Source organism: Thalassotalea crassostreae (genome assembly GCF_001831495.1).
GTDB classification, from domain to species: Bacteria; Pseudomonadota; Gammaproteobacteria; order Enterobacterales; family Alteromonadaceae; genus Thalassotalea_A; species Thalassotalea_A crassostreae.
Genome location: NZ_CP017689.1, coordinates 659,383 through 685,508, shown reverse-complemented (window position 1 = coordinate 685,508; position 26,126 = coordinate 659,383). Strand labels below are relative to the sequence as shown.

The following is a 26,126-nucleotide window of genomic DNA, read 5'->3' as shown; positions in this document are numbered from 1 at the left end:
TTAATGAAAATAATCGATCCTCATTTGCATTTATTTGCCCTTGAGCACGGTCAATACCAATGGCTGAAGCCAGAAAACCCTCCCCATTGGCCGGATAAAAAACAAATAAACCGAAGCTTTGATGAGCGAGATCTTATGTTAAATTCAAACAACGAATTACATGGGTTTGTGCATATTGAGGCAGGTTTTGATAATCAATCACCAACGGCTGAGATAGAGTTTCTAGAACAAAATGTTGAAACGAATTTCAAAAGCATCGCTTTCGCCGATATCACAGCATCGACAACTTATTTTAAAAATCAAATTAATGCTCTAAAACAGTACTCTTCGGTGATTGGCATTCGCTATATACTCGAACAGCAAGCGTTAAAGATCCTTAGCCAAGAAAATATACAATTAAATTTAACTTACCTTGCCGAGCAAGAATTGATATTTGAAGCACAACTGCCGATTGACGATAAAGCGGCAGTAGACGAGTTGGTATCAATCTTGAAAAAAAATCCAACGCTAAAAATAGTGATCACTCATGCTGGATTTGGCAATATCAGTAACATTGAAGATTGGCTTGTTGGCCTGCATGCACTTGCGCAATCTAAACAATGTTGTATCAAATGTTCTGGTTGGGAAATGAATGACAGAAACTGGAATTGGCAAGATATTGAAACCCTACTCAAGCAAATGTTAGACGCTTTTGGCGAAGATAGAGTTATGCTTGCGAGTAATTTTCCAGTATCTACATTAACAATAACATATCAGCAATTATGGCAAGGATACGCAGAACTAGAATTATTTCGAACTAGGTCTAAATTGCTATCTAAACTTTGTTTTACCAATGCCAAAAATTGCTACCAAATTCAAGGGTTATAAGTTGCAGTTAATACAGAGTAGTAACACATGACTTTTGAACTAATGACGGCCCTATTAATGTATTGCTTTGCTACCTCGATAACACCTGGGCCAAACAATATTATGTTGATGAATTCAGTCGCAAACTATACTTACAAAAGTACAATACCGCATATGCTCGGCGTCAATTTAGGCTTCACTTTCATGGTGTTATTAGTAGGCTTAGGTATCATGAAATTATTTGATGCTTACCCACTTAGCTATAAAATTCTAAACGTTGTAAGTATTGCCTACTTAATTTATTTGGCGCTAAAAATAGCCCTTTCAAACTCGGCCATTAGTGACAAAATTAAGGTTGGAAAACCTCTAAGCTTTATACAAGCAGTATTGTTTCAATGGGTAAACCCGAAGGCGTGGACTATGGCCGTGACCGCCATCAGTGTTTATGCACCATCACAAAATATCGAAGCAGTCTTATATGTAACCATTGCCTTCGCTATGGTAAATCTACCCTGTATTAATTGTTGGATGTTGATAGGTCATAAATTAAAGCAATGGCTAAGCAATCAAGTTCGTCTTAAAGCATTCAATGTATCAATGGCAATATTATTATTACTATCACTAGTGCCAGCGTTATAACTCATTAAGTTTATCCTCCCCCTTAATGACTGACGTAAATTAATTCATCAGTATTAAAACCGCGTTGCTTCGATAGTTTAATGAATTTTTCAAGAATTTCAGGCTCTACTGTTGGCGTCCTCGACAATAACCATAAGTAATCCGTATTTGGGCCTGAAACAAATGCGTACTGATAATTTTCCTTTTCTAATTCAAAAATTACATAGGAGCCATAGAAAGGGCCAAAAAATGAAACTTTTAAATATCCTTGAGAATCTTCATTGACAAAATAGGCTTTGCCTTCAGCTTCTTGCCATTCATTATCCGCTTCAGAAAAGCCCTTATTAAGTACCTTCACACCGCCATCTTGTTTGATGCTATATTCTGCCGACACTTTACTTAACCCACGTTCAAATGAATGATCTAAGCGCGCTACTTCATACCACTTACCCAAGTATTGATTTAATTCAAAGTCTTCAATAGGCTCTACTTTATCTGGCATACCTAAACAACCTGTTATCAGCGAAACCATAATAAATAGCATTATTTTTTTCAAAGAGCTCTCCAACTATCGGCGTCAAAAGTTCAGGCTAAGTGGTCAAATTAATTTGGCTCTGAACTTTATCTAGACTTTAGTTTTTGGTGATTTATTTTATTCCATTTGCGAAAGTGCTTTATCGATTTGTTGTTGGCTAACGTACTTTCCGCTGCCTTGACCAAAACGTTTTAAGCTATTAATCACGCTAATAAAGTCTTTATCCACCTTGCTAATTCTATCGGCTGTGACGAAGGCGATAGCACCTGAGCGAGGGTCAGGTGCACCAGGAAAGTAGACAACCACGACATCATCTGATTGTCGCTCAACTTCAAATGCAATTTGCATCTGATCATCTAGCCTCACTAATACTGGTTTTAATCCTTTAGCATCATCAGTAACACCTGCCACTCCTTCAGTGATACTTTTGATATAGGCATAGCCCGGAATGATAATGAGTAATTTATCATCGATAGCAGTAAATATCTTTTGCCCAAAACGGCTATTTGCAGCTAACCCTGCAAAAAAACAAAACAAAATAATTGCTGCTATTGTCACAATATTTGCTATCGCAATACCGCCAACTTGCTCTAACGGTATTAAATTCCCCAATGGCTTGGCCATCTTTTCCATGACTTCATAGGCCTTGCTAAATATCATGATCATAATAATAATTGGGATCATAAATATTAAGCCACCTAAGACGGTGGTTTTAAAAAATTTAAGCATAACAGTTACCTTTGTTTTTTAGTTTCTATGTCTTAGCATAGCTGCTTTTACTCAAATGTTTTATTTTACAACAACATGAGGAGAACGCTTCACCACTTCATCATTCAACTCTATGCCTATTCCTGGCTCTTCAGAAACTTCAAAAAATCCGTTAACTGGTTGCGGATCTTGCACGCATAACTCTCTATTCCATGATTTAATCGCGTAGGTATGATGCTCATGAATTAAAAAGTTTGGAATCGCTGTTTCTAAGTGCAATGAAGCGGCCGTTGCCACTGGTCCACCGCACACATGGGCTTGAATTCTAATATCATAGACATCAGCGTAATCACAAACCTTCTTGGCTTCGGTAAAGCCACCGCATAAGCCAACATCTGGTTGTAAAACATCAATACTTTGGTCTTCAAAATATGGTCGCACATCCCAGCGATGGTATAATCGCTCACCACCAGCGATAGGTACATTGACATTATCCGACACTTTTTTATGAACAGCAGAATTAAGATAATTTACAGGCTCTTCATACATCATACATTCTACTTCTTCGATTACTTTGCCCATTTGAATGGCCGATGCTGCCCCCATTAACGAATGAGACTCAAAGATAATATCGACATCGTCACCAACGGCATTACGAATAGCTCGCAACCTATCGCCAAACAAGCGCATTTGCGGTTTGGTAAATAGCTTAGTTCGATCGAAAGATGAGCTACCATCAAGGTTATAGACGATTGGGTCGACCTTTACTGCATCATAACCTTCAGCAACAGCTTTTAACGCAGCTTCTGCATACTCTTCAGGCTGGATGAGTTTTTTGCATTCTTTGTCCCAGTCAAATTGTAATTGGCTAGCATAGGTTCTTAATTTACTATTCACCTTACCACCAAGTAATTTATATACAGGTACGCCAAAGGCCTTACCTTTGATGTCCCATAGAGCGGTATCGATTGCGCTCATTGCGGCATACAACACTGGGCCGCCACCGAGTCCCCAAAAACTTTCTCTGAGCATTCGGTGCCATAATAATTCGGTATTAATTGGGTCAAATCCGATTAGTACTGCTTCGGTAATTTCTTTTATCATTGCAGCGGCGGCGCTATGTCCCCAATCATAAGCAAGTCCAGCTTCGCCAACACCGGTAATGCCTTCATCTGTGTGAATTCTAATAAATACAGGATTCCATGGCGGACGCTCAGGACAATGGATATCAAAGATTTCTACATGAGTAACTTTCATTTTATCTATCTCGTTAATTCTATTTAATTTTAACTTTGCTTTAATTTGGCTTTATTTGGTTTTAGTTTAATTCAAAAGCACTAACTATTTGGCGAATGAAGGATCTAATCGATATGCTTTACGCATCATCGCCGGCCATGCTTTCTGACCGCCAGTTTCACCACTATGTACTATGTTGGCTTGCTTATAAATATTATCAATTATGCTTTGGGGAATAGTTGTTATTTGCTCGCCACTTGATTGCATCATTAATTGGATTTCACAGGCTCGATTTAAATCGTAAAATCGCATAAATGCATCACCAACCGTCTGACCTAGGGTTAAACCACCATGATTGCGTAACAATAAATGATTGTTGGCACCAAGATTTTGCTGCAGTCTTAATTTTTCATCAGGGTTAACAGCCAAGCCTTCATAATCGTGATAGCTTAGAGATGCCATCGAAAACATTGAATACTGACTTAATGGTAAGAGCCCTTGTTGCTGACTTGCAACAGTAATGGTCGCTGGCGTATGCAAATGAATAACACAACCGGCATCATGACGAATCTGATGAATCGCACTGTGAATTGTGAAACCCGCTGGATTAATTTCGAATTCGCCGCCATCTAATACATTACCGTCGATATCAATTTTAACTAAATTCGATGCCGTTACTTCATCAAATGCAACCCCAAAAGCATTAATTAAAAAGTGTTCGGTTTCTGGGATACGTGATGATATATGAGTGTAAATTAAATCGCCCCAGCCCATATGCTCAACCAAGCGATAACACGCGGCAAGATCTAAACGAGCTTGCCATTCGGTTGCCGATACTTTATTTTTCAAATTACGTTCAATTAAATCGTACACATTTAGCCTTTCTTTTTAACTATAAATTAATCAATATCTTAGATTGATGAAGATTTTTTACATCGATCCTTTGTTGAAGATACGAATCCAAACCGATGATTGCTTCATCACATTGCCCACAAAACATTTACACTATAACCACTATAACTATATTTTGTGATTATTAAACAGCCACTTAGCAACATTTTCCTTATAACATAGAAGATAATGACTGGCATTGTGACTTGCCTAGCAGTAAACTTAACCTTAATCGATAATATAGTTTAGTCTTTAAGCTAGGTTATCCAACTCCGTAATTTAAATGGTTTGTAGTCGCTATGTTCAATAAGATTGTGGTTTATATTATCAGTATTACTTGTATTTGTTTAATGACAAAACCAGTTTTTGCGATTGAATATTCGTTGCCACAAGGTCAGTCACGTTTAGTCGGCGAGATCACCTATCACACTGCGGTCAAAGGCGATTACTTTCAAGCATTATCACAACAATATAATGTAGGTTTTTTGGCATTAATAGAAGCAAACCCTGGGATAGACCCTTTAAGGCCAGAGCCCGGTACTATTATTACCATTCCTACGCAACTCATTTTGCCTTACGGTGATCATAATGGCATCGTCATTAATTTATCTGAATTACGACTTTATTATTTCAATCAGGAAAAGCAGACGGTTAATGTATTCCCTGTGGGTATCGGTAAGATTGGAGATATGACGCCGACACTGGTCAGCAAAATAACTGAAAAACGTACCAACCCTAATTGGTTTCCTACCGCAGATAAACGTGCTGAATATTTAGCTGAACACGGCAAAGAAATGCCAAGAATGATTGAAGCAGGGCCAAATAACCCGTTAGGTGACTACGCGATGCGAATTGGCCAAAGTGCCTACTTAATTCATGGTACCAACCAACGTTTTGGTATTGGTATGCGAGCAAGCTCTGGTTGTATCAGAATGAACCCAGAAGACATTGAGTGGTTGTTTAAACAGTCCGCCCCCGGTACTAAAGTTAAAATTATCAACGACCCGATAAAAATGACTTATCAATCACCCGATACTCGAGTTGTCGAAGTGCATTCACCATTGACGAACAATGATGGATCAGTGCCAGCTTTATTGCCTCTGGCAAAAAGTGTCGAAAACTTTGTTAATGGTGATGAGAATGCGTTAGAACAGTTAAAAAAAATCATCAACGATCCTAAAGGTTTACCCACTAAGCTTGATTAGAAAACTAACGGCTCTTTCGATTAGACATAAAAAACCGGAATCATAATTCCGGTTTTTATTGACCTTGTATTTACAAGGTAAAAATATTATTAATATTTATTTTTTGTATGAGCTCACAACGTTATCAACACGTTCATTTGCTTTAGCAGCTTCAGCTGCAGCTTCTGCTGCCATTTCTTTTGCAGCTTGTGCTTCAGCAGCCGTTTCTGCTTGAGATGCTTTTAAATCTGAAACATCAGCGGACAATGCGCTTACTTGATTAGTAAGATTATCTATCTTTGTATTCAAATCAGCAACATTCTGCTTCATCTCGTCGTTATTTGCACAACCAGTTAGACCTAACGCTAACACTGCACCAGCTAAAGTTATTAATTTTTTATTCATCTTAGTACTCCCATATACCTTAAATTACCTGCAAGGGTATCCCCTTCCAATCTCAGTATGACATATTTACTTTAAAATGCACTTTTTATTGTTAAAATTTAAATACTTAAAGCTACTCTAATAGACCTTATACGAGTTTTTAATCAATTATAGGTACGCCTAAATCTTCCTTAACATTTTCAATAACCATATAGGTATGAGTTTGTGATACGCCGGGCAACTCAACAATCATCCCTAAAACATCGCGATAATTGGCCATGTCTGAGACTCTGAGTTTTATTAAATAATCGAATCCGCCAGCAACCATATGGCATTCAGACACTTCTTTTATATTGACTACTTCATCCCGAAAGTCATTAAAAACATCGGCAGTGGTTCTATCTAAGGTCACCTGTATGAAGGCTGACATTGAATAATTAAGCAACTCTGCATCTAACACAGCACCGTATCGTTTGATGTATCCTTGAGTTTCTAGCCTTTTGACTCGATCAAGGCACGGACTTGGACTAAGATTTACTTGTTTAGCCAGTTCTACATTAGAAATGCGACCATGACGTTGCAAGGTGTCTAAAATAGTTAAATCTATACGGTCAAGTGTTTTCATTTTGTAACTCTTATAGCATTTTATAGGGTTTAAATTTACATTTACACAATATTACACTGAATTATTCCGAAATTCATCAGCACATTCTGTGGTTATTTAATTAAAATCCACGGCATTATTAAATATTATTTAAACAGGTTATTACTATGCTTTTTAACGGAAACTTAATTACCGATGATCCGATCCGTCAACAAATTCGTGATCACTATCGTGCCAACGAGAATGACGTATTAAATAATTTATTACCTTTAGCAGAAATTGGCGCCAACGCCCGTTCTCGAGCATGGGAACGAGCGCGTCAACTTGTTGTACAAATTCGTAAAGACCAAGTAGGTAAAGGCGGTGTTGATGCATTGCTTAATGAGTTTGCACTTTCTACCGAGGAAGGTGTAGTTCTAATGTGCCTAGCTGAAGCTTTGCTGCGTGTTCCTGACAAGGCTACAGCCGATAGTTTAATTCGTGATAAATTGGCAAATGGTGACTGGAGTTCACACATTGGTAATTCTGACTCTATTTTCGTTAACGCTTCGTCTTGGGGGCTTTTATTTACCGGTAAGTTAGTCAACTATTCAGACGAAAATAAGAAGCAGCAATTTGGTTTATTAAAGAAAACGATTGGCCGCTTGGGTGAGCCTGTAATTCGCAAAGCAGTTCGTTATGCTATGCAAATAATGGGGACACAATTTGTCATGGGCCGCACTATCGACGGCGCGGTTGAGCGAGCAATAAAAACTGAAGCAAAAGGCTATACCTATTCATACGATATGTTGGGAGAAGGCGCTCGAACAATGAAAGATGCTGATCGTTATTTCGATAGTTATGTCAACGCTATCGAAGTGATTGGTAAAGCGGCCGATGGTAAAGGTCCACAAAAAAGCCCCGGCATTTCAATAAAGCTTTCAGCTATTCATCCCCGTTATGAATTTTCTCATCGCGAGCGCGTAATTGAAGAATTGATCCCGCGCTTAAAAGATTTAGCTCTGCGTGCGAAAGCATACAATATTGGCTTCACCGTTGATGCTGAAGAAGCCGATCGTTTAGATATTTCGTTAGATGTTATCGGCGCAGTTTTCTTAGACAAAGATTTAGACGGCTGGGATGGCTTTGGTATTGCCCTGCAAGCCTATCAAAAACGTGCATTATATGTCGTTGAATGGGTACGAGAACAAACAATAAAAGCAAAACGTCAGATGATGGTGCGCTTGGTAAAAGGTGCTTATTGGGATGCTGAAATTAAAATCAGTCAAGTTGAAGGCTATGAAGACTTCCCAGTATTTTCTCGTAAACCTGCGACAGATGTATCTTATCACGCCTGTGCAAAACGTTTATTAAGCTACCGCGATAGTATCTATCCTCAATTCGCCACACATAACGCTTATACCGTTGCGACCATTTTAGAAATGACCGATCAATATGAAGGGTTCGAATTCCAACGTTTGCACGGTATGGGCGAGTCTTTATACGACCAAGTAGTTACCGGTGAACGTGTTCCTTGTCGTGTATATGCGCCTGTTGGTGAACACTCAGATTTATTAGCGTACTTGGTTCGTCGTCTATTAGAAAATGGCGCTAACAGTTCATTTGTGAATAATATTGTTGACGAAAATATTCCGGTTGAATCTTTATTGATTGATCCTGTTGAAGAAGTTCAAAGTTGGGTAAATAAATATAATCCAATGATCCCTCAATCAATTGCCATTTATGGCGATGAACGAGCAAACTCGAAAGGGATTGATTTAACCGACGTTGACCAAGTAACAGAAATGCGTGCTAATTTAGACAATTGGTTTGCTAAAGCTGTAACCTCTGAACAACCAGAAAATTCGCAGCCAGTGACCAACCCTGCAAATCATAATGAGATTATTGGTTACATCCAACACGCTGACGAAGCGCAAATGCAGGACATACTTGCGAGTACACAAAGTGCATTTGCTGATTGGTCTGCAACATCAGTGAATGAGCGCGCCGATTTATTATTAAAAACTGCCGATGCTTTAGAAGCTAATCGTGATGAATTGATCGCTCTTTGTATAAAAGAAGCAGGAAAAGTAGCAGTTGATGGCGTAAGTGAAGTGCGTGAAGCCGTTGATTTTTGTCGCTATTATGCCGCTCGAGCAAAAGAATTAATGACCGAATCAGACTTACAATCGCGTGGCGTTGTGCTTTGTATTAGTCCTTGGAACTTCCCACTAGCTATTTTCTTAGGACAAGTAGCCGCGGCGATCGTAACAGGTAATACTGTTGTCGCTAAGCCAGCAGAGCAAACCAGTTTAATTGCACTACGTACCATTGAATTAATGCACGAATGTGGCATGCCTGAAGGTGTAGTCGTTCCAGTTATTGCTCGTGGTAGTAAAGTTGGTGCCAACATAGTGCCAGACGAACGAGTACAAGCAGTAATGTTTACCGGTTCAACTGAGACAGGAACTTGGATTTCACAAAAACTTGCTGAGCGTACAGGCGATCCGGTTCCTCTAATTGCAGAAACTGGTGGTCAAAACTGTATGATTGTTGACTCAACTGCTCTACCAGAGCAAGTAGTTGATGACGTGATCAGTTCAGGATTCCAAAGTGCTGGTCAACGCTGTTCAGCGCTTCGCGTATTGTTTTTACAAGAAGACATTGCCGATAAAGTAATCGAGATGATCAAAGGTGCCTTAGAAGAGTTACACGTAGGTAACCCTGAATTCTTTAGCACCGATGTAGGCCCTGTTATCGACAGCAAAGCGCATCAAGCATTAACTGAGCACGTTGAATATTTAAAGGATAAAGCGACTTTGCATTACCAATGTAAAGGACCTGATATGGGTGATGTTGGTCATCACTTCTTTGAACCTCGTTTATATGAAATTGCTGACTTATCAGTATTAACCAAAGAAGTATTTGGTCCATGCGTCCACATTATCCGTTTTAAAGGTCGCGATATAGATAACGTTATTGATCAAATCAATGGTACAGGTTTTGGTTTAACTATGGGTATACATACTCGTATCGAAGAAAAGAGCAAATACTTGGCTCAACGTTCTCGTGCCGGTAACGTATATGTTAACCGTAATATGATTGGCGCTGTTGTTGGTGTGCAGCCATTTGGTGGCCGTGGTTTATCTGGTACTGGGCCAAAAGCAGGCGGGCCTATGTACTTAACTCAGCTGGTTAAAGAACCGATGTTATCTGAAGAAAACATCTTAACAGAGCAAGAAAAAACTTCGCTATTAAGTGATTTTGAGCAAAACGTTAATACTTCATGGAAGATTGGCGCAAAATTACAAACAGCAAAGAATGACGAGCGCAAGTGGCGTGACACAGACTTAACTGTACGTGTGTCAATTGCTCGCCAGTTATTGGCACAAATTGCCTCGCATAAGTTGTTTGTTTCTCAGCAAGAAAGTCTTGAACAAACATTAGTACAGGCGCGCAGTCAACTTTCTCTTATTGAAAAAGAATTGGCGACCCCTATTGAATTGCCAGGCCCAACAGGTGAGTCTAATAAACTTTACTTAGAATCTCGCGGTACTGTAGCCGTTTTAGGTGATCAAGATACTAGCTTTGAGTTTTGGCTGATTTCTGTTGTTACAGCGCTTGCCACAGGTAACAATGTAATTGCCTTAGTAAGTGACTCATTCTTAGGAGAAGCGCAAGCTTGTGAAAAGGTGCTTGCGGAAATCGGTTTAGTTGCCGGCATTTTCCAAGCAGTATCTATAGGTCATTTGCCTTCAGTACTTGAGCATCCACATCTTAGTGGTGCTGTTGTTGATAGTGCCAGTCGTTTAAAACAATTAGTTGCTCAAACACTTGCTGCTCGAAGCGGTGCAATATTGCCAGTTATTACAGCGCAGTCATATAAAAAATTAATGGATCGTCTAGTTACTGAGAAAACTATTTCTATTGATACGACGGCCGCCGGAGGTAACGCATCTCTAATGACGATGGAAGTGCCAGCTTAGTAGAAATCCCTATAGATAGTTGCTAAATAGTTTCAATTAAAAAGCCGCATTATTGATTTAATGCGGCTTTTATGTGTTTGCTTTTCAGGTATTTATAGCGATATAAAATAGTTAATTAGGGAGCTTTAGCAACGATTTGATTTCTTCTTCATATTCAGGCTTTTTATCATCAAAAAATCCAACATGAGCTGATTTGGGTTTACCATCTCTGCCAATCATAAAACTATTTGGCATTCCTTTTAATTTAAACTCTTTGGCAATACTACCTTTTGGATCGTAAATAACGGTAAAATTAGCAGAGTTTTCCTCTAGAAATTCGATAGCGTCTTTCTTGTTCACATCCAAATTAATGGTGATCACTTTAAAGCCTTGTTTATCGTACTTCTCTTGCATTTCATTCATCCAAGGAAAAGATTTACGACATGGAACGCACCAAGATGCCCAAAAATCTAGATAAATTACCTGCCCTTTGTACTCAGCTAGCATTGATTTTAACTGCTTTTGTGGTTCACTCAAGGCATAACTGTTTAAACTTAAACCCATTAATACCAAGGTAACAATTAGCTTTACTACTTTCATACTAATTCCATTTTTATTTTTTATTTCTATATAAGCATTCCCACATTAAGAGTCACTCGGTTGCTTCTCTTCTGTGGCAATTATTTCAGCATCTTTATGGATACAACGGTCATCTGTTTTATCATCACGATAATAACGAATATTTGTACAATCTTGTTCAAATCTGCGCTCTAATTCAGTGCGAATAATCGGCGAGTCTTTTGCCCTAACAATTTCACGTTGTAACTGCGTACATTGGTGCTGTTGATCGGCGGTAAATTGAATTTCCTCACAAGGATCTTCGGAGAAATACGCACAACCTGTTTGCGCCAACAATACCGTTGAGAATATGGTGCCAGTTATTATTTTCATTATACTTCCCATGAATTGTAAAATTTAGAATCAATCTTATTAATAACATAGCAGTATTAGTGATTGTATTAAAGAAGTGCTGCAATTAAATACGTTGAAAATATTATATTTGCTACACTGATTGATATTGATTCAAAAAAACTAGGAAAAATGTATGCAAGTTGTTGATTATAAAGCTGAGAACGCCGGACAACAGTTTGTGGAGTCGTTACATCAAACTGGGTTTGGTGTTTTGATTAACCACCCAATTAAACAAGAAGTGGTTGAATCGATATATCGTAATTGGTACCAATTCTTTATGTCTGAAGAGAAACACAATTTTGCTTTTGATCCGCAAAAGCAAGATGGTTTTTTCAGTAGTGAAATATCTGAAACGGCAAAAGGCCATAAACAAAAAGACATTAAAGAATATTACCATGTCTATCCATGGGGCCGTATACCAGAGTCGTTAAAACAAGAAATTCTAGACTATTATAATCTTGCCTCAGAATTAGCCGGAGAGTTACTTGATTGGGTTGAAAAATATAGTCCTGTGGAAGTAGCAAAGCTGTATTCTGAGCCACTATCAAATATGATTAAAAATACCCCTAATACCTTGCTCAGAGTATTGCACTACCCGCCGTTAGCTGGCGATGAGGAGCTTGGTGCAATTCGTGCTGCTGCGCATGAAGATATCAACTTACTTACCATTTTGCCGGCAGCGAATGAGCCTGGTTTACAAGTACAAAACAAAGATGGCAGTTGGATGGATGTGCCGTCAGATTTTGGCAACCTAATTATTAATATTGGCGATATGCTGCAAGAAGCATCGGGTGGATATTTTCCGTCGACGAGTCATAGAGTGATCAACCCTGAAGGCACTGATGCGAGTAAATCGAGAATATCACTGCCACTATTTTTACACCCTAGAAGTGAAGTGGTGTTATCAGAGCGCCATACTCAGCACAGTTACTTAATGGAACGTTTACGTGAGTTAGGCGTAATTTAAAGCCATTAATACTCCTGAGTAATCTCTTATTACAAAAACACAAAAGGAGCCATTGGCTCCTTTTGTATTAAAGACTAAAACGAATGTGCCTTTACTGCTTAATACTAATTAAACCTTTACTGCGAAACAGAACAAGCACACAAACTAATAGCCATGACATGCTACCACCTGAGCTACTTGAATCTGACTCAACCTGCTCAGCTTCATCTGACTCTTCTTGTTGCTGAGCGAGAACGGTAAAGCTGATTTTTTGCTCTGCGCTAAGCTCGCCATCAGATACAGTCACCAATAACTCAATAACAGTATCTTCATCGACTTCCGGCAACGTTATACTTATTTCACTTACCGTTAGCGAATCAAAATCAAGACTTAGACCAGACACCTGCTGCCATTGATAACTTAACTGCGAAGTTTGTGCATCTGTACCAATTGCCGTTAGCGTTATAACTGCACCACTGTCATAAGATGATTGGTACTCAGCTACCAATATTTGTGGAGCCGTATTGAGAACATCACCTGGAGTTAACGGATTTGGGTCTTCATTGTCATTAACGCCGTCACCATCGTCATCGGTATCAGCATTATTACCAATTCCGTCGCCGTCAGTATCGAGTGTTTCATCGCCATCATTAGGAAATGCATCGGTATTATCACCAACGCCATCATTATCAGAGTCCATTGTTTCAGTCGGATCTGATGGGAAAGCATCAGCGTTATCGCCTGTGCCATCGTTATCAGTATCAGCGTTTTCAGTTGCATCATTAGGGAATGTATCAATGCTATCAGGATAACCATCTAAATCAGCATCATAATCGTTAGTCATAATAATTACTGAGGCTAACGGCACATCTTGGCTATCATCGTCGCCAGCAAATACGACGTTGTGATTATCTAACTTTACGGCTTGTTTGAAATCAGAGTCGCCGTTATAGAAACTGCGAACAAAGCCAACATCATTATACTGCGTATCTAGCTCACCTAAGCTGGTGACTTGCACTAACTGTAAGCCGTTATTACCGGATTTAGAGAAGGTTGACGCGATTAAGAAAGTGCCATTGTCTTGCGCAAATAGGTTTAACCCATTAATACTTAGCTCGCCACTTGCAAAGGTAAAATACCCTTGTTCGCCAAACTCAACATCTAACTCGCCAGTTTCGCTATAAATTGTAACGTGCAAACCATTTACATCATTAACTTTACCACTATAAAGCACAGCATAACGCCCATCGGTTAATTGAATAACTTGTTTTGCTGAGCCTAAATTCAACACACCTTCGACTGCAAAATCAGTATTTAAAATGCCATCTGGGGTGAGCTCTAACATATATCGAGTATTACCTGCTCGAGTAACAAACATTATATTTCCGCTGCTTTGCTCAAATATATTTACGCCTGTTTCTACATTAAAGTTTCCTTTAAAATTAAATTCGTATTTTCCAGCACCGTCGGCAAAGCTGGTATCGCGAACACCGCTAGCACTTGCTTTTTCTATATAGCCTCGACTATTGGCACTTCCTCTATACGACGATGAAATATACAAATCACCATTTTTTGTTTGATAAGCTACTGGCGCAATACTTCTATTACCAAGACTTTTATAAATACTTGTATTACTGCGCTCAGAAAAAGCACTGGTATCTAGGGTTCCATCTTTTTTAATCGCGACTACCGCAGCACCATTAGTTCCGTAACTCAGGCTCATTAAGTAACTGCCATTGTTTAATTCGGTTATGTTATAAACGTAACTGCCGATATCGTCGCTGTTGCCGTAATAAACGCCATTTGTGGCAAATGCTTCGTCGAAACTGGCATCGCTATTAAACCTTGCCACGGCAATATAGTCATCGTCATAAGGTTCGTCATAATAATAACCACCGACCAAAAATTGATTACCATCTTGGTATAAATATCCAAACTCATAATCATCATCGCTGCCATCAGTAAAGTTATGGGTTGTTGGCACACCGCCACTAAAGTTTGGATCAAAAACGATATTATAGTCATCGGCTGAGTTAATATCTGTGCCCTGGTGTATTTCATCAAGATTCATGATGCCATCTGCATCAGCATCTAAAAACGCATCTGCTACATTTAAAGGGTCAAGTCCGTACATCAGCTCTTGCTCGTCAGTTAGACCATCATTATCATCATCAAGATCAGCATTGTTACCTAAGCCATCACTATCGGTATCGACAGTTTCGAATTCATCTTCAGGGAATGCGTCGGTGTTGTCACCAACACCATCGTTATCAGAATCTAAATACTCCGAGGCATCGTTATCAAATGCATCTTCAAATGCGTAATAACCATCAGCATCAGCGTCCCGATATAAGTTTGAATTAATGATGAGGGCTGGGTATTGATCATTTTGACCAAAGTCCCAATTGTCAGAAGACCAATTAGCATAAATATCAGCAATACAATTAGTATCATCATTTGCAGTTGGACACTGCAGGTCAGCGCTATAATAGCCTTGGCCAGTATCGTTTAAATTACTCGCAACATTGGTTTTTTCAACATCCCAATAGGCCGCCGTTGTTATTAACGTTTTGCTGTAACTATAACCTGCTAGGCCACCTAAGGTTTCATCATCAGCGATGGCGCTAACAAGTGGACCTGTAACAATAGCATTGGTTAGCGTTAAATCTGACCATAACTGTCCTGCTATGCCGCCAATATGACCGCCACTAGCACCATCATAATTACCAGAGCTTACGCTTGCCGTTACTATGACATCACTAAAACTTGAAGGTTGGCTTACTTCACCAATAATACCACCAACATTTCGATCACCAGAAATAGACCCGGTAACAAAAGCTCGTTCAATAATTACATCATCTTGTGCATCGCCTATTAGGCCGCCGATATAATCATCTGTTGCAACAATATCAACATTAGCATAACTATCGTATATGTAGGTTTCATCTGATACAGCAATAAAACCAGCCACGTATGCGTCACCTGTTAACTCACCGCTAAACGTTGATTGCGTAATAGTGACAATATTACCGCTATAGGCAAAAAAGCCGCCAACATGATCGTAAGTCGCAACAGTAGGGCTAATATCTACGTTAACGTTAACTTCATTAACTGTTGCTGAAGCAGAAATTCGCCCGGCTATCGCACCAAGATAATTATCGCCAACTAATCTGCCACTAATGTTGAGGTTATCAAACGTGTTAATCTCAGAATAAGTATCGCGCGCCGCTAAAATACCTGAGTTTGACTTACCGACAACAAACGCATTTACAATGTTCAAGTTTTTAAACGTTGCACCTCTTATTTGCCTAAATAGACCAACATCATCCGAGTCCATATTAATTACTAAATTAGAAATATTATGACCATTACCATCTAAGGTAGCGCTAAAATAAGAAGGGCCGCGCTCGGTCAATGGGGTAAACCCTGCGCCGTCATTATAGTAACTGTCATCTTCAAGATCACCGTTACCATTTTCATCAAAATCTAAATCGTTGGTAAGCTCATAGCCGAAACACGCTATGACGTCTTCGTTATTACCACAGCCGTTACTATTATCACCGCTACCGTCGTTATAAGCACTGCCAGTTAAGTTATTACGGATATTATCAAATTCAGCTAGAGTGCTGATTTCGATTAGGCCATCGCCATCTATATCTACATCGAGGCTATCAATAACACCATCATTATCGCTGTCGACTTCTTCGGCAAAGGCTGGACTAGAAAAGGAGATCGAAGTGATCAATAAACTAAGAGCTAGGTTGAACTGCATATATTACCCCTACAACATTAATTATTATTAATTAGGTTTATAGAAATACTATTTACACGAGTTAAAACTTTATTTCGCCCACATTTTTTTTGTGGAATTAATAAACAAACGAAACTTTTACCACTAAATCCAATAAAATCACAAAGATACAGGGAACAACAAAGACTAAGACTAAGAATATATTGATTAGCAAAATTCTGACAATAAAAAAGGAGCCATGCGGCTCCTTTTTACTTTATTACTTAACTAAAATTTATTGAATACTTAGATTAGCTTTTAAGAGATACGAACTCTGGGTATGCTTCGATACCACAGTCTGACTTATCAACACCGTTGTATTCATCTTCATCACTTACGCGAATGCCCATAGTTAATTTAAGTACATACCATACAGCCATACTTGCAAGGAATACCCAAGCAAAGATTACGAAAGCACCGTAAAGTTGAGCACCAAACGTCGCATCACCATTGCTAAATGGAACAGCCATTAACGCGTAGAAACCTACAACACCGTGAACTGAAATCGCACCTACAGGATCATCAATCTTAAGTTTATCTAAAGTAGTAATAGAGAACACTACTAAGATGCCACCTAAAGCGCCCACTAATGAAGCGAATAATGGTGATGGTGATAATGGATCAGCGGTAATAGCAACTAGACCAGCTAACGCACCGTTTAAGATCATGGTTAAATCTGCTTTACCCCAAATTGCTTTGTTTAAAAGTAATGCTGCTACTGCACCTGCTGCTGCTGCTGCGTTAGTGTTCAAGAAGATTTGACCAACTGCTGTTGCGTTTTCAGCATCCGATAGTAATAACTGAGAACCACCGTTAAAACCAAACCAACCCATCCATAAGATGAACGTACCTAAAGTAGCAAGTGGCATGTTAGAACCTGGGATAGGGTAAATTTCACCGTTTTTACCGTATTTACCTTTACGAGCACCTAGTAACAATACACCCGCTAATGCAGCTGCTGCACCGGCCATATGGACAATACCAGAACCAGCGAAGTCACTAAAACCAGCTTCAGATAAGAAACCGCCGCCCCAAGTCCAGTAACCTTCCATTGGGTAAATAAAACCAGTAAGAATTACAGTAAATACTAGGAAAGACCAAAGCTTCATACGCTCAGCTACCGCACCTGAAACAATCGACATAGCCGTTGCTACAAATACAACCTGGAAGAAGAAATCAGATTCTAATGAATGATCTGCGCCTTCAGCTTGGGTACCAATTAAACCAGCTATAGATGGGATAATACCGCCAGCATCGTTATCTACATACATAATGTTATAACCAACAAGTAAGAACATTACACAAGCAATCGAATACAAACAGATATTCTTCGTTAATATTTCTGTTGTGTTTTTAGAGCGAACTAAACCCGCTTCTAACATTGCAAAACCGGCTGCCATCCACATTACTAGTGCACCCGATATTAAAAAGTAAAAGGTATCTAGAGCAAAACGTAGCTCAGTTACCGTTGTTGTTAATGATGTTAACTCTTCCATTATAATCTCCTAAAGTGCCGCTACGTCTAATTCGCCAGTACGGATACGTACCACTTGATCTAAGTCATATACAAAAATCTTACCGTCACCAATTTTGCCGGTGTGAGCAGATTTAGAAATGGCTTCAACCACGCGTTCAGCATCTTCAGATTTAACTGCGATTTCTAATTTTACTTTTGGTAGGAAATCTACTTGATATTCTGCACCACGATATAATTCCGTGTGCCCCTTTTGACGACCGAAGCCTCTTACTTCTGAAACCGTTAAACCTTCAACACCCACTTCTGAAATTGCTTCACGAACATCGTCAAGTTTAAATGGCTTTATTATTGCGTTAATTATCTTCATTTTAACCCCTATTAATTAGTTGCTTATAGGGTTACAAGTTGCGTACCAACTTTATTTTTACATATTTTTCAATAACTTAATAACAACTAAGATGCATTGCACTATGAAGGTGCACCATAACAGGGCACAAGAATCACTATCAAAGGGCGTTCTTTATTGAATTCGAAGAATTGAGAAGTTTTAAAAATCAGAGCAATTAGTATTAATAAATTTAGTAATTATGGACGGTACTTTATCGTTTCATTTAACCACCCGTTAAACAAAAAAGTAGAATTAGACTGCTCTAATTCTACTTCAATAAATCAATCTAATAAGTTAATTGCCTGTGAGTACAAACGACTTTTTGGCATTAGCTTTCACATCTTCTTTTGTAAAGTAGATGTCTCGCCAATCTTTTTCAGCAAAGCGTTTTGTTTGGCTAGCATATTCAGCACTGTTTGGATTTTCTTTTTGCCCATAGGTTAAAAATGCTTGCGCTTGCGGCCCCTGCTCGGTGAATGCTAATGAATAGATAAAACTTGTACCATAAGAAATTGGATACCCCTTGTCGGTCAACTTAGACCAATCAGTAATTTGGTTACCTTCGACATAACCAACTTCGGTATTTCCGCCTCTCATCGCAATCAAATTAGCAATGCCTTCTGAGCCAAAGCCACCTATATATCCCACTGTCTAATAACAAAATATTCGGGCCAAATTTCTTTTACTTCATTTAGCCATTGTTCATCAATGCTCTCGTCGGGCATTTTTTTAAGCCAATATCTCGCCCATTTTTGTACCGTTTTTCCTGACTTTGTTAATTTTAACGGAGCACAAACACATTCATAATCATCACCTTTGAAACTGACGACTTGTCGATGTTTGTATCGTTTATAAAGGGAGTTTAATTCGTTAGTGATAATTTCAACGTCAGTAAAAGCAAGAGCACCATTGTTTTTTAGATCCAACAATATTTTCGCCTTGCAAATGGCAATTTCGTTAAAGTTATCAATATGGGGGGTGTAAACCTTGCCTGTGAGGCCAAAAATTGATTTTAACTCTCTGTCGGCAAGGTCTTTAAGCGGTGCTAGTTGTTCATTGATTTTTTCTAAATCGTCGAGTGTAAACATAAACTAGGTGACCGCTTGGGTTGTATATTAATTCATAGGTTATCGCGAATTTAACGCTTATCCAACCAATTTAAAAATACTTTGAAATCTGATGAACTTGTAAAAGTAACATCGCTTAAACCACAAGCGTGTTTAATCACCACATGGTTCTTATTAACAGAAATTGAATGCACAGGTTGCATAATACGGATCTGTTGACCGTTATAGTTGTAAGACATAATAAAACTCTAATAAATAGATCAACACAAAACTGTCGATCAAAACACAACTTCATTATCGTTTTAGCTCAAATCATGAGATTTAATGTGAGACAAATCGTTTAGGAATATGCCTAAGCGATACATTTTAGCTAATTAATAAATCAGTAAAAACTCTAAAGGTGACTAACTAGATGAGGAAAGACATAGCAATAGGACAATTTAAATTCTTGCAGCATTGAGAGGAGGAGTGCTACACAAGAGGCGGCATTATAGGGGATGTTCAAATAATAAACAACCCTTAGTTAATCTTTCGTTATTCCGTTTTAATTTGTATTAAATGCAAGCTAACGACAAATTAAAACTTAGTGAGACTAAGCTTCAATTACAAATATAAACAATTGTTTTTTATATAAATTTAAATAAATGTACTAAACTGTACTCTATACTACTTAATTATTAGAGTGCATGTTAATGCAATTGAACATCGAAAAACTAAATAAGCCGGTGTTCATATCATCGTCACTTTTTATTGTCGCGCTAATTATCTATACAGTGCTTAGTCCTACTGGTGCAAGCAACAACTTCTCAGCCTTACAAAATGCTATTGTCACTAACGGCAGTTGGTTTTACGTATTAACGGTTACAATTATTTTAGCCTTTGCCCTTTATATGAGCTTGTCTAAAATCAGCTCGGTTAAACTTGGTCCTGATCATGCTGTTCCAGATTATAGCTTTGGTACATGGCTATCAATGTTGTTCGCTGCAGGCATGGGCATAGGACTAATGTTTTTTGGCGTCGCCGAGCCGGTGATGCATTACTTATCTCCACCAACAGCTGAGCTTCACACATTAGAAGCAGCACAAGAAGCAATGAAGATCACCTTTTTCCATTGGGGGCTACATGCTTGGGCGATATATGCAATCGTTGCTTTGATCCTTTCATATTTCTGTTACCGACATAAATTACCACTAACACTTCGCTCGGCTTTACATCCTATTATCGGAGATAAAATATATGGCTGGCCTGGTCATTTTGTTGACATTTTCGCGGTAGTGAGCACTGTTTTCGGTGTTGCTACCTCACTCGGTTTGGGCGCTACACAAGTGAATTCCGGTTTGAATTACTTGTTAGGTATTGAAGTCAGTACACTAAACCAAGTGATTGTGATGGTCGTTATTACCGCCCTTGCTTCAATTTCGGTGGCGACCGGCTTAGATAAAGGCATTAAAATTTTATCGCAAACCAATATGATGCTAGCGATTGCACTTTTAACCTTAGTATTTATTCTTGGGCCAAGTGTATTTTTACTCAAAGTATACCTACAAAATATCGGCGCATATTTATCCGATATCGTTCGCAATTCATTTAATCTATTTGCCTATGATAAAAAAGATTGGATTGGTGGCTGGACCATATTCTATTGGGGCTGGTGGTTAGCTTGGGCGCCATTTGTTGGTTTATTTATCGCGCGAATTTCACGGGGAAGAACAATCCGAGAATTTATTATCGGGGTAATGTTAGTACCAACATTGTTTACCTTGTTATGGATGACCATTTTTGGCAATACCGCTATCTCTATGGTGACCGAGCCAACGTCTTCAAATTTAGCGCAAATGGTTTCCGAAAATAGTTCAGTCGCGCTATTTGTCTTCCTTGAAGGATTCCCATTTGCCACGGTATTAACCATTTTGTCAGTGGTAATGATTATTGTGTTCTTTGTCACCTCCTGTGATTCAGGGGCAATGGTTATCGATATGCTCTGCTCCAACGGAGAAAATAAAACCCCTCTATGGCAACGATTGTTTTGGGCAATCGGTGTTGGTGTAGTTGCCGCCGCTTTATCTCTTGCAGGCGGCCTAAGTGCATTGCAAACCATGACCATTGCTGCCGCTCTACCGTTCTCTATTGTGTTGTTATTTGCCATCTTTGGCTTTGTCCGAGCATTGCAAATTGAAAGTGCGAAAAAAGAGAGTTTATTGGTAAGCGCGATGCCTACAAATTACTTTCAAGATGCTGAACAATGGCGCGATAAATTAGATAACTTAGTATCGACCCCGGATAAGAAAAATGCGACAAAATACATACAATCAAAAGTGAGTAAAGCATTTAGTAAGCTAAAGGTGCAGTTTGACTCGAATGGCATTGATGCTGAGATCGTAGAAATAACCAATGGCATGAAGCTCATTGTTAATCATGGTAGTGAACAAGACTTTGTTTATGCTGTCCATAAAACACGCCATACTCAGCCTGACTTTGCCACTGACGAAGAAAGTAATATCGACGAAACATATTATCGCGCCGAAGTACATTTAATGGAAGGCGGCCAAGATTACGATATTATGGGTTGGTCAGAAATAGCGATCATCAATGATGTCATTGATCAATACCAAAAACACATGCATTTCTTGCATTTATTACGAGAGTAAAATCATAACTGTTCAAGTTTAAGTGCTGAAAAAGAGCACTTAGCTCAATACAAAAAAGCCGCTTAATAAAGTGTCCAACTTTCTGGGGTCACTTCATGCAAGCGGCTTTTTTTAATTTTTAACACTCTTTGGCAAACTTATCTATGATATCAACAACTTCCTTGGAATAGACAAGACCTGTATGGTTTTGTCGAACAATAATATGTTCTGCCATTCCTGGGATTTTGGTTTCACTGATAGCAACCGTTCCGTCGGACTCTTCGATGTTTTCTCGCCAAACTTTATCTAGTAACGGCTTTGCACCTATTTTCAGGTCGCCAGCAATAGATATAAGCTTTTGTGGTAGCGTCCAAGTTTTTTCAAAGTTCTTTGGCAATAAGCCAAACTGCAATGACGAGCCAAGTATATGATGCAAATTGAATTTGGCCATATCTTTAGTAATTTGTGCGCCTTGATGCGGTGTTCCTAAGGTAATAACCATAGGCACTTGTTCAACTGAGAGCATTCGAGATTTTAAGTAATCTTTGAAAACCAAGCCGCCTAAGGAGTGGCCGACCATGATTACAGGTCCATCTTTTACTTTTTTATCTAACGTATTAAAAAATCGACGTTTATCAGTTTTTGTACTTGGATAGGATAAGTTTTCAACTTGATGGCCAAGCTTAGTTAAGCGCTTAGCCATTGGTCTCATTATCAATGAATGCATAAACAATCCATGTAAAACAATTATCTTCATAACCCTTCCAAACTATTTAACGGTTAAATTAGAGTCGTGTCGTTTGCCTCTAAATAAGACACCAATATCTTCACGAATCAAATACATAGACGGTATTAAAAATAGTGTAATAACCGTTGCAAACACAATTCCAAAACCTAATGATATCGCCATAGGAATGATAAACTGTGCTTGTAAACTGGTTTCAAAATAAATCGGTAAGATACCAAAAAAAGTCGTCAATGAGGTTAATAATATGGCTCTAAATCGTAACATTCCCGATTCAATCACGATATCTTTTAAGCGCATACCTGTTCCCTTCGCTTTATTGATAAAATCAACCAATATAAGGGAGTCATTTACGACCACTCCAGACAATGCAATAAAACCATACATCGACATCATGTTAACGGTTTTATCAAGTAACCAGTGCCCCCATATTGCACCAATAATACCAAACGGTATTACCGACATTATCACTAATGGTTGTGAGTACGATTTAGTTGGGATAGCGATTAAACCATAAATTAGGAATAGTGCGACAAGTCCGGCTGCTGTAAGTTGCGCTAAGAAGTCTTGTTGTTCTTTACTCGCTCCTTCCATACCATATTTAACTGTAGGATAACGGCTTAAGATTTCAGGAATAATATCTGTGTTAAACTCTTCAAGTATTTTGCGAGACTCTACTTTTAAGCTATCGATATCAGCAGCAACTTTGATCGTACGTTTATTGTTGATACGGGTAATTTTAGAAAAACCATAACCTATTTCTATGTCAGCCACTTGATAAAAAGGTACTTCTTCACCATTTGGCGTGCGTATCCACATATTTTCTAAATCCGATAATGATCGACGATCTACTTGTGGATAGCGGACCATCACTTTAACTTCGTCCCGGCCACGTTGAATGCGCTGCGCCTCGTCGCCATAAAACGCCTGGCGAACCTGTCTACCTAGATCACTTAAAGTAAGCCCTAGCACTTCCGCTTCAGGCTTTATGAATAGTTTAATTTCATTACTACCTCGGCTAAATGAATTACGAATATCAAAAACGCCATCGTATTCACCAAGCTTTTGCTGAACTTCTAATGCTGCTTGTTCTAATTCAAGTTCATCAACACCATTTAATTGGAACTCTAATGCAGCGCCGCCACCGGCATTGGTACCGGCAAACAAACGAATTTCTCTTACACCTGGAATTTCGCCGACTTCTTCACGCCATAATTTTTCAATTTCAAATGCATCGAGTTCACGCATTTCGGCTTTATTTAGCTCCATCATGAAGCCGCCCCTTAAATCCCCCTGAGTGAATACCATGGTATGTTCAATAAAGCTTTCACCATTGTGTTTATGTTTTTCAGCCATGGTATATGCGGAATCCATAACCTTTTCCAGAGCTTCGTTACGATATGTTGGTGCCGTACCATCAACCATAACAACTTGCCCCTGAATAAAATCACTGGGTACCGTTGGAAAAACCTCGACCTTAACAAATGAACCGGCAATCAACCCTATTGATACCATTAACATTGAAAAGAAAATAGCCATTGTACTGTATCGGTTGGCAATCGCTGTTTTTAGCATTGGCTGATATTTATGTTTGATGACTTTATCCAACCAGGCTTTAAACCTAAGTTGAATTCGATGCACAATATGGGCATTATCAGGATCAATTTCTGTATACTTCATATGCGATAAATGAGACGGTAAAATCCACTTAGATTCAATAATTGAAAAGACTAAACATAATGCCACCACCAAGGCTATTGCTCTGAAGAACGCGGCAAAAGTAGCGTCTATAAATAACAACGGAACAAAGGCTGCAATAGTTGTTAAAACGCCGAAAGTTGCAGGCATAGCAACACGATGCGCACCGCGTATAACATTGTCTACACTATGTCCTTTATTTTGCACTTCAGTGTAAACACTTTCACCAATAACGATGGCATCATCGACGACGATACCGAGCACCATGATAAAGGCAAATAAGCTCAACATATTGACCGTAACTGACCAATCACCAAGTAATGGCATCATCATAAATGCGCCAAAAAAACAGATAGGAATACCAACCATTACCCAAAAAGCTACCCTTACTCGCAAGAACAATGTCAGTACTAAAAATACCAATGCAGCACCTGCCAATAAGTTTGTAAACATCATATCTAGCCGTTCACTTAAGTAATATGAACTATCACCAAAGACATCGACACTCACGCCTTCAGGCAGCTCTAAAGTTTTCTTATCTACATATTCTTTTACTTGCTTGGCAATCTCTAAATCGTTTTGATTACTAGTAGAACGTACACGAATACTGGTGGTTTGATTACCATCAAACTCAGCATAACCATCATCTTCAACAAAGGTATCCTTAACTGTTGCTATGTCACCTAAACGCAAATGCGTACCATCAGCGTTAGAGCGTAGCACTAAGTTAGCAAATTCAGCTCCTGTGTACGCCTGTCCTTCGGTACGCAGTTGAATATAACCACCTTTAGATTTGATTGTTCCTGCTGGTAAATCTAATGAAGAGTTGTTAATCGCCTTACTGATATCATCAAATTTTAACCCGTACTCTAGTAATTGTAATTCAGATACTTCGACCGCTATTTCGTAATCTCTAAGGCCGACTACCTCAGCAATATTTACATCCGGCAAGGCAATAATTTCATCTTTGATATCTTGTGCTAATTCTTGGCGAGTCTTGCGATCCATATCACCATTTACGGAGACCCAAAGCACATCCATCTGAAATTCTTGCTTCATTACTAATGGGCGCTCTATTTGAGCAGGAAAGGTAGTAATGGTATCAATCTGCATTTGTACTTCGGTAAGTTTTTCTTCTAGTGAATAGCCCGAGTTAATCTCAATGGTAACGCTTGCAAAACCTTCGGTCGCTTCGGAGGTAATACGTTTTAAACCTTGAATATTTTCAAGCTTTTCTTCAATTTTTAACACCACAGACTGCTCAACATCAGCAGGCGATGCACCAAGATGGGTAACACTAACTAAGATGCTATTCGGACTAAATTCAGGTAACATTTTTTTGGTGATATTTTGATAAGAGTACGCCCCCATAACCAAAATAAAAACCATTAATAAATTCGCGGCTACGCTATTTCGCGCAAACCATGCGATGAACCCTGTTAAATTCTCTTTAATATCTGACATGA

Annotated in this window: 22 protein-coding genes; 6 read left to right on the top strand and 16 right to left on the bottom strand. The window is 38.8% G+C overall.

All coding sequences use genetic code 11. The annotated features are described in order from the left end of the window. Nucleotides 1–3: 3 nt before the first annotated feature. Both LT090_RS03030 and LT090_RS03025 read left to right on the top strand, forming a co-directional pair. On the top strand, nucleotides 4–867 hold the full coding sequence (locus LT090_RS03030) for an amidohydrolase family protein (protein WP_068545036.1): 864 nt from the start codon (nucleotides 4–6) through the stop codon (nucleotides 865–867). Between the two features lie 27 nt (nucleotides 868–894). Beyond that, nucleotides 895–1,485: a LysE family translocator gene (locus tag LT090_RS03025; RefSeq protein WP_068544779.1), complete on the top strand. Its 591-nt coding sequence runs from the start codon at nucleotides 895–897 to the stop codon at nucleotides 1,483–1,485. Nucleotides 1,486–1,507: 22 nt separating this feature from the next. Here LT090_RS03025 and LT090_RS03020 read toward each other — a convergent pair whose 3' ends face one another. The 4 genes from LT090_RS03020 to LT090_RS03005 form a co-directional block, all read right to left on the bottom strand. Further along, nucleotides 1,508–2,008, bottom strand: coding sequence for a lipocalin family protein (locus LT090_RS03020; protein WP_415918825.1), 501 nt, complete (start codon nucleotides 2,006–2,008; stop codon nucleotides 1,508–1,510). Between the two features lie 108 nt (nucleotides 2,009–2,116). Next, entirely contained in the window at nucleotides 2,117–2,728 is a 612-nt protein-coding gene (locus LT090_RS03015; protein WP_068544783.1) for a DUF502 domain-containing protein, read from the bottom strand. Nucleotides 2,729–2,788: 60 nt separating this feature from the next. Then, a complete protein-coding gene (locus tag LT090_RS03010) occupies nucleotides 2,789–3,964 on the bottom strand; it encodes a mandelate racemase/muconate lactonizing enzyme family protein (protein WP_068544785.1) in 1,176 nt (391 codons plus the stop codon). An 84-nt stretch (nucleotides 3,965–4,048) separates the two neighbouring features. Then, on the bottom strand, nucleotides 4,049–4,816 hold the full coding sequence (locus LT090_RS03005) for a class II aldolase/adducin family protein (RefSeq protein ID WP_068544787.1): 768 nt from the start codon (nucleotides 4,814–4,816) through the stop codon (nucleotides 4,049–4,051). A gap of 368 nt (nucleotides 4,817–5,184) precedes the next feature. Between LT090_RS03005 and LT090_RS03000 the strand changes: the two genes are divergently transcribed. Next, on the top strand, nucleotides 5,185–6,039 hold the full coding sequence (locus tag LT090_RS03000) for a L,D-transpeptidase family protein (protein ID WP_162272303.1): 855 nt from the start codon (nucleotides 5,185–5,187) through the stop codon (nucleotides 6,037–6,039). Between the two features lie 96 nt (nucleotides 6,040–6,135). Here LT090_RS03000 and LT090_RS02995 read toward each other — a convergent pair whose 3' ends face one another. Together LT090_RS02995 and LT090_RS02990 are read right to left on the bottom strand one after the other, a co-directional pair. Further along, nucleotides 6,136–6,423 carry an Lpp/OprI family alanine-zipper lipoprotein gene (locus LT090_RS02995; protein ID WP_068544791.1) on the bottom strand — a complete coding sequence of 96 codons (288 nt, stop codon included), beginning with the start codon at nucleotides 6,421–6,423 and terminating at the stop codon, nucleotides 6,136–6,138. A gap of 139 nt (nucleotides 6,424–6,562) precedes the next feature. Next, entirely contained in the window at nucleotides 6,563–7,027 is a 465-nt protein-coding gene (locus LT090_RS02990) for a winged helix-turn-helix transcriptional regulator (RefSeq protein WP_068544793.1), read from the bottom strand. 146 nt (nucleotides 7,028–7,173) lie between these two features. On the opposite strand from LT090_RS02990, the gene putA reads away from it, so the two are divergent. Next, the gene (putA, locus tag LT090_RS02985) at nucleotides 7,174–10,971 is read left to right on the top strand and encodes a bifunctional proline dehydrogenase/L-glutamate gamma-semialdehyde dehydrogenase PutA (protein ID WP_068544795.1); all 3,798 of its coding nucleotides are present in this window, start codon (nucleotides 7,174–7,176) and stop codon (nucleotides 10,969–10,971) included. 111 nt (nucleotides 10,972–11,082) lie between these two features. Here the strand turns inward: putA and LT090_RS02980 are convergent, their stop codons facing one another. Together LT090_RS02980 and LT090_RS02975 are read right to left on the bottom strand one after the other, a co-directional pair. Continuing rightward, nucleotides 11,083–11,550 carry a TlpA disulfide reductase family protein gene (locus LT090_RS02980; protein WP_068544797.1) on the bottom strand — a complete coding sequence of 156 codons (468 nt, stop codon included), beginning with the start codon at nucleotides 11,548–11,550 and terminating at the stop codon, nucleotides 11,083–11,085. 45 nt (nucleotides 11,551–11,595) lie between these two features. Next, entirely contained in the window at nucleotides 11,596–11,901 is a 306-nt protein-coding gene (locus LT090_RS02975) for a hypothetical protein (RefSeq protein ID WP_068544799.1), read from the bottom strand. Between the two features lie 154 nt (nucleotides 11,902–12,055). On the opposite strand from LT090_RS02975, the gene LT090_RS02970 reads away from it, so the two are divergent. Further along, nucleotides 12,056–12,889, top strand: coding sequence for a 2OG-Fe(II) oxygenase family protein (locus tag LT090_RS02970; RefSeq protein ID WP_068544801.1), 834 nt, complete (start codon nucleotides 12,056–12,058; stop codon nucleotides 12,887–12,889). Between the two features lie 91 nt (nucleotides 12,890–12,980). Here LT090_RS02970 and LT090_RS02965 read toward each other — a convergent pair whose 3' ends face one another. The 6 genes from LT090_RS02965 to LT090_RS17055 form a co-directional block, all read right to left on the bottom strand. Beyond that, nucleotides 12,981–16,640: a hypothetical protein gene (locus LT090_RS02965; protein ID WP_068544803.1), complete on the bottom strand. Its 3,660-nt coding sequence runs from the start codon at nucleotides 16,638–16,640 to the stop codon at nucleotides 12,981–12,983. Between the two features lie 269 nt (nucleotides 16,641–16,909). Next, nucleotides 16,910–18,154 carry an ammonium transporter gene (locus LT090_RS02960; protein ID WP_068544805.1) on the bottom strand — a complete coding sequence of 415 codons (1,245 nt, stop codon included), beginning with the start codon at nucleotides 18,152–18,154 and terminating at the stop codon, nucleotides 16,910–16,912. A 9-nt stretch (nucleotides 18,155–18,163) separates the two neighbouring features. Then, nucleotides 18,164–18,502 carry a P-II family nitrogen regulator gene (locus LT090_RS02955; RefSeq protein WP_068544807.1) on the bottom strand — a complete coding sequence of 113 codons (339 nt, stop codon included), beginning with the start codon at nucleotides 18,500–18,502 and terminating at the stop codon, nucleotides 18,164–18,166. Nucleotides 18,503–18,817: 315 nt separating this feature from the next. Further along, complete coding sequence (locus LT090_RS02950; protein ID WP_068544809.1) at nucleotides 18,818–19,171, bottom strand: penicillin acylase family protein; 354 nt, start codon at nucleotides 19,169–19,171, stop codon at nucleotides 18,818–18,820. Continuing rightward, the gene (locus tag LT090_RS02945) at nucleotides 19,159–19,611 is read right to left on the bottom strand and encodes a hypothetical protein (RefSeq protein ID WP_068544811.1); all 453 of its coding nucleotides are present in this window, start codon (nucleotides 19,609–19,611) and stop codon (nucleotides 19,159–19,161) included. The genes LT090_RS02950 and LT090_RS02945 overlap by 13 nt, the downstream gene beginning before the upstream one ends. Before the next feature lie 50 nt (nucleotides 19,612–19,661). Then, the gene (locus tag LT090_RS17055) at nucleotides 19,662–19,829 is read right to left on the bottom strand and encodes a hypothetical protein (RefSeq protein WP_193408716.1); all 168 of its coding nucleotides are present in this window, start codon (nucleotides 19,827–19,829) and stop codon (nucleotides 19,662–19,664) included. 447 nt (nucleotides 19,830–20,276) lie between these two features. Between LT090_RS17055 and LT090_RS02940 the strand changes: the two genes are divergently transcribed. Beyond that, nucleotides 20,277–22,238: a BCCT family transporter gene (locus tag LT090_RS02940; protein WP_068544812.1), complete on the top strand. Its 1,962-nt coding sequence runs from the start codon at nucleotides 20,277–20,279 to the stop codon at nucleotides 22,236–22,238. 118 nt (nucleotides 22,239–22,356) lie between these two features. Here the strand turns inward: LT090_RS02940 and LT090_RS02935 are convergent, their stop codons facing one another. Both LT090_RS02935 and LT090_RS02930 read right to left on the bottom strand, forming a co-directional pair. Further along, nucleotides 22,357–22,974: a lipase family alpha/beta hydrolase gene (locus tag LT090_RS02935; RefSeq protein ID WP_068544815.1), complete on the bottom strand. Its 618-nt coding sequence runs from the start codon at nucleotides 22,972–22,974 to the stop codon at nucleotides 22,357–22,359. A 12-nt stretch (nucleotides 22,975–22,986) separates the two neighbouring features. Further along, nucleotides 22,987–26,124, bottom strand: coding sequence for an efflux RND transporter permease subunit (locus LT090_RS02930; protein WP_068544817.1), 3,138 nt, complete (start codon nucleotides 26,122–26,124; stop codon nucleotides 22,987–22,989). Nucleotides 26,125–26,126: the final 2 nt, after the last annotated feature.

Bases quoted from the DNA above. Each gene is read 5' to 3' on its own strand.
- LT090_RS03030 (WP_068545036.1), top strand. From the start codon at position 4: ATGAAAATAATCGATCCTCATTTGCATTTATTTGCCCTTGAGCACGGT.
- LT090_RS03025 (WP_068544779.1), top strand. From the start codon at position 895: ATGACTTTTGAACTAATGACGGCCCTATTAATGTATTGCTTTGCTACC.
- LT090_RS03020 (WP_415918825.1), bottom strand. From the start codon at position 2,008: ATGCTATTTATTATGGTTTCGCTGATAACAGGTTGTTTAGGTATGCCA.
- LT090_RS03015 (WP_068544783.1), bottom strand. From the start codon at position 2,728: ATGCTTAAATTTTTTAAAACCACCGTCTTAGGTGGCTTAATATTTATG.
- LT090_RS03010 (WP_068544785.1), bottom strand. From the start codon at position 3,964: ATGAAAGTTACTCATGTAGAAATCTTTGATATCCATTGTCCTGAGCGT.
- LT090_RS03000 (WP_162272303.1), top strand. From the start codon at position 5,185: ATGACAAAACCAGTTTTTGCGATTGAATATTCGTTGCCACAAGGTCAG.
- LT090_RS02995 (WP_068544791.1), bottom strand. From the start codon at position 6,423: ATGAATAAAAAATTAATAACTTTAGCTGGTGCAGTGTTAGCGTTAGGT.
- LT090_RS02990 (WP_068544793.1), bottom strand. From the start codon at position 7,027: ATGAAAACACTTGACCGTATAGATTTAACTATTTTAGACACCTTGCAA.
- putA (WP_068544795.1), top strand. From the start codon at position 7,174: ATGCTTTTTAACGGAAACTTAATTACCGATGATCCGATCCGTCAACAA.
- LT090_RS02980 (WP_068544797.1), bottom strand. From the start codon at position 11,550: ATGAAAGTAGTAAAGCTAATTGTTACCTTGGTATTAATGGGTTTAAGT.
- LT090_RS02975 (WP_068544799.1), bottom strand. From the start codon at position 11,901: ATGAAAATAATAACTGGCACCATATTCTCAACGGTATTGTTGGCGCAA.
- LT090_RS02970 (WP_068544801.1), top strand. From the start codon at position 12,056: ATGCAAGTTGTTGATTATAAAGCTGAGAACGCCGGACAACAGTTTGTG.
- LT090_RS02965 (WP_068544803.1), bottom strand. From the start codon at position 16,640: ATGCAGTTCAACCTAGCTCTTAGTTTATTGATCACTTCGATCTCCTTT.
- LT090_RS02960 (WP_068544805.1), bottom strand. From the start codon at position 18,154: ATGGAAGAGTTAACATCATTAACAACAACGGTAACTGAGCTACGTTTT.
- LT090_RS02955 (WP_068544807.1), bottom strand. From the start codon at position 18,502: ATGAAGATAATTAACGCAATAATAAAGCCATTTAAACTTGACGATGTT.
- LT090_RS02945 (WP_068544811.1), bottom strand. From the start codon at position 19,611: ATGTTTACACTCGACGATTTAGAAAAAATCAATGAACAACTAGCACCG.
- LT090_RS17055 (WP_193408716.1), bottom strand. From the start codon at position 19,829: ATGTCTTACAACTATAACGGTCAACAGATCCGTATTATGCAACCTGTG.
- LT090_RS02940 (WP_068544812.1), top strand. From the start codon at position 20,277: ATGTTAATGCAATTGAACATCGAAAAACTAAATAAGCCGGTGTTCATA.
- LT090_RS02935 (WP_068544815.1), bottom strand. From the start codon at position 22,974: ATGAAGATAATTGTTTTACATGGATTGTTTATGCATTCATTGATAATG.
- LT090_RS02930 (WP_068544817.1), bottom strand. From the start codon at position 26,124: ATGTCAGATATTAAAGAGAATTTAACAGGGTTCATCGCATGGTTTGCG.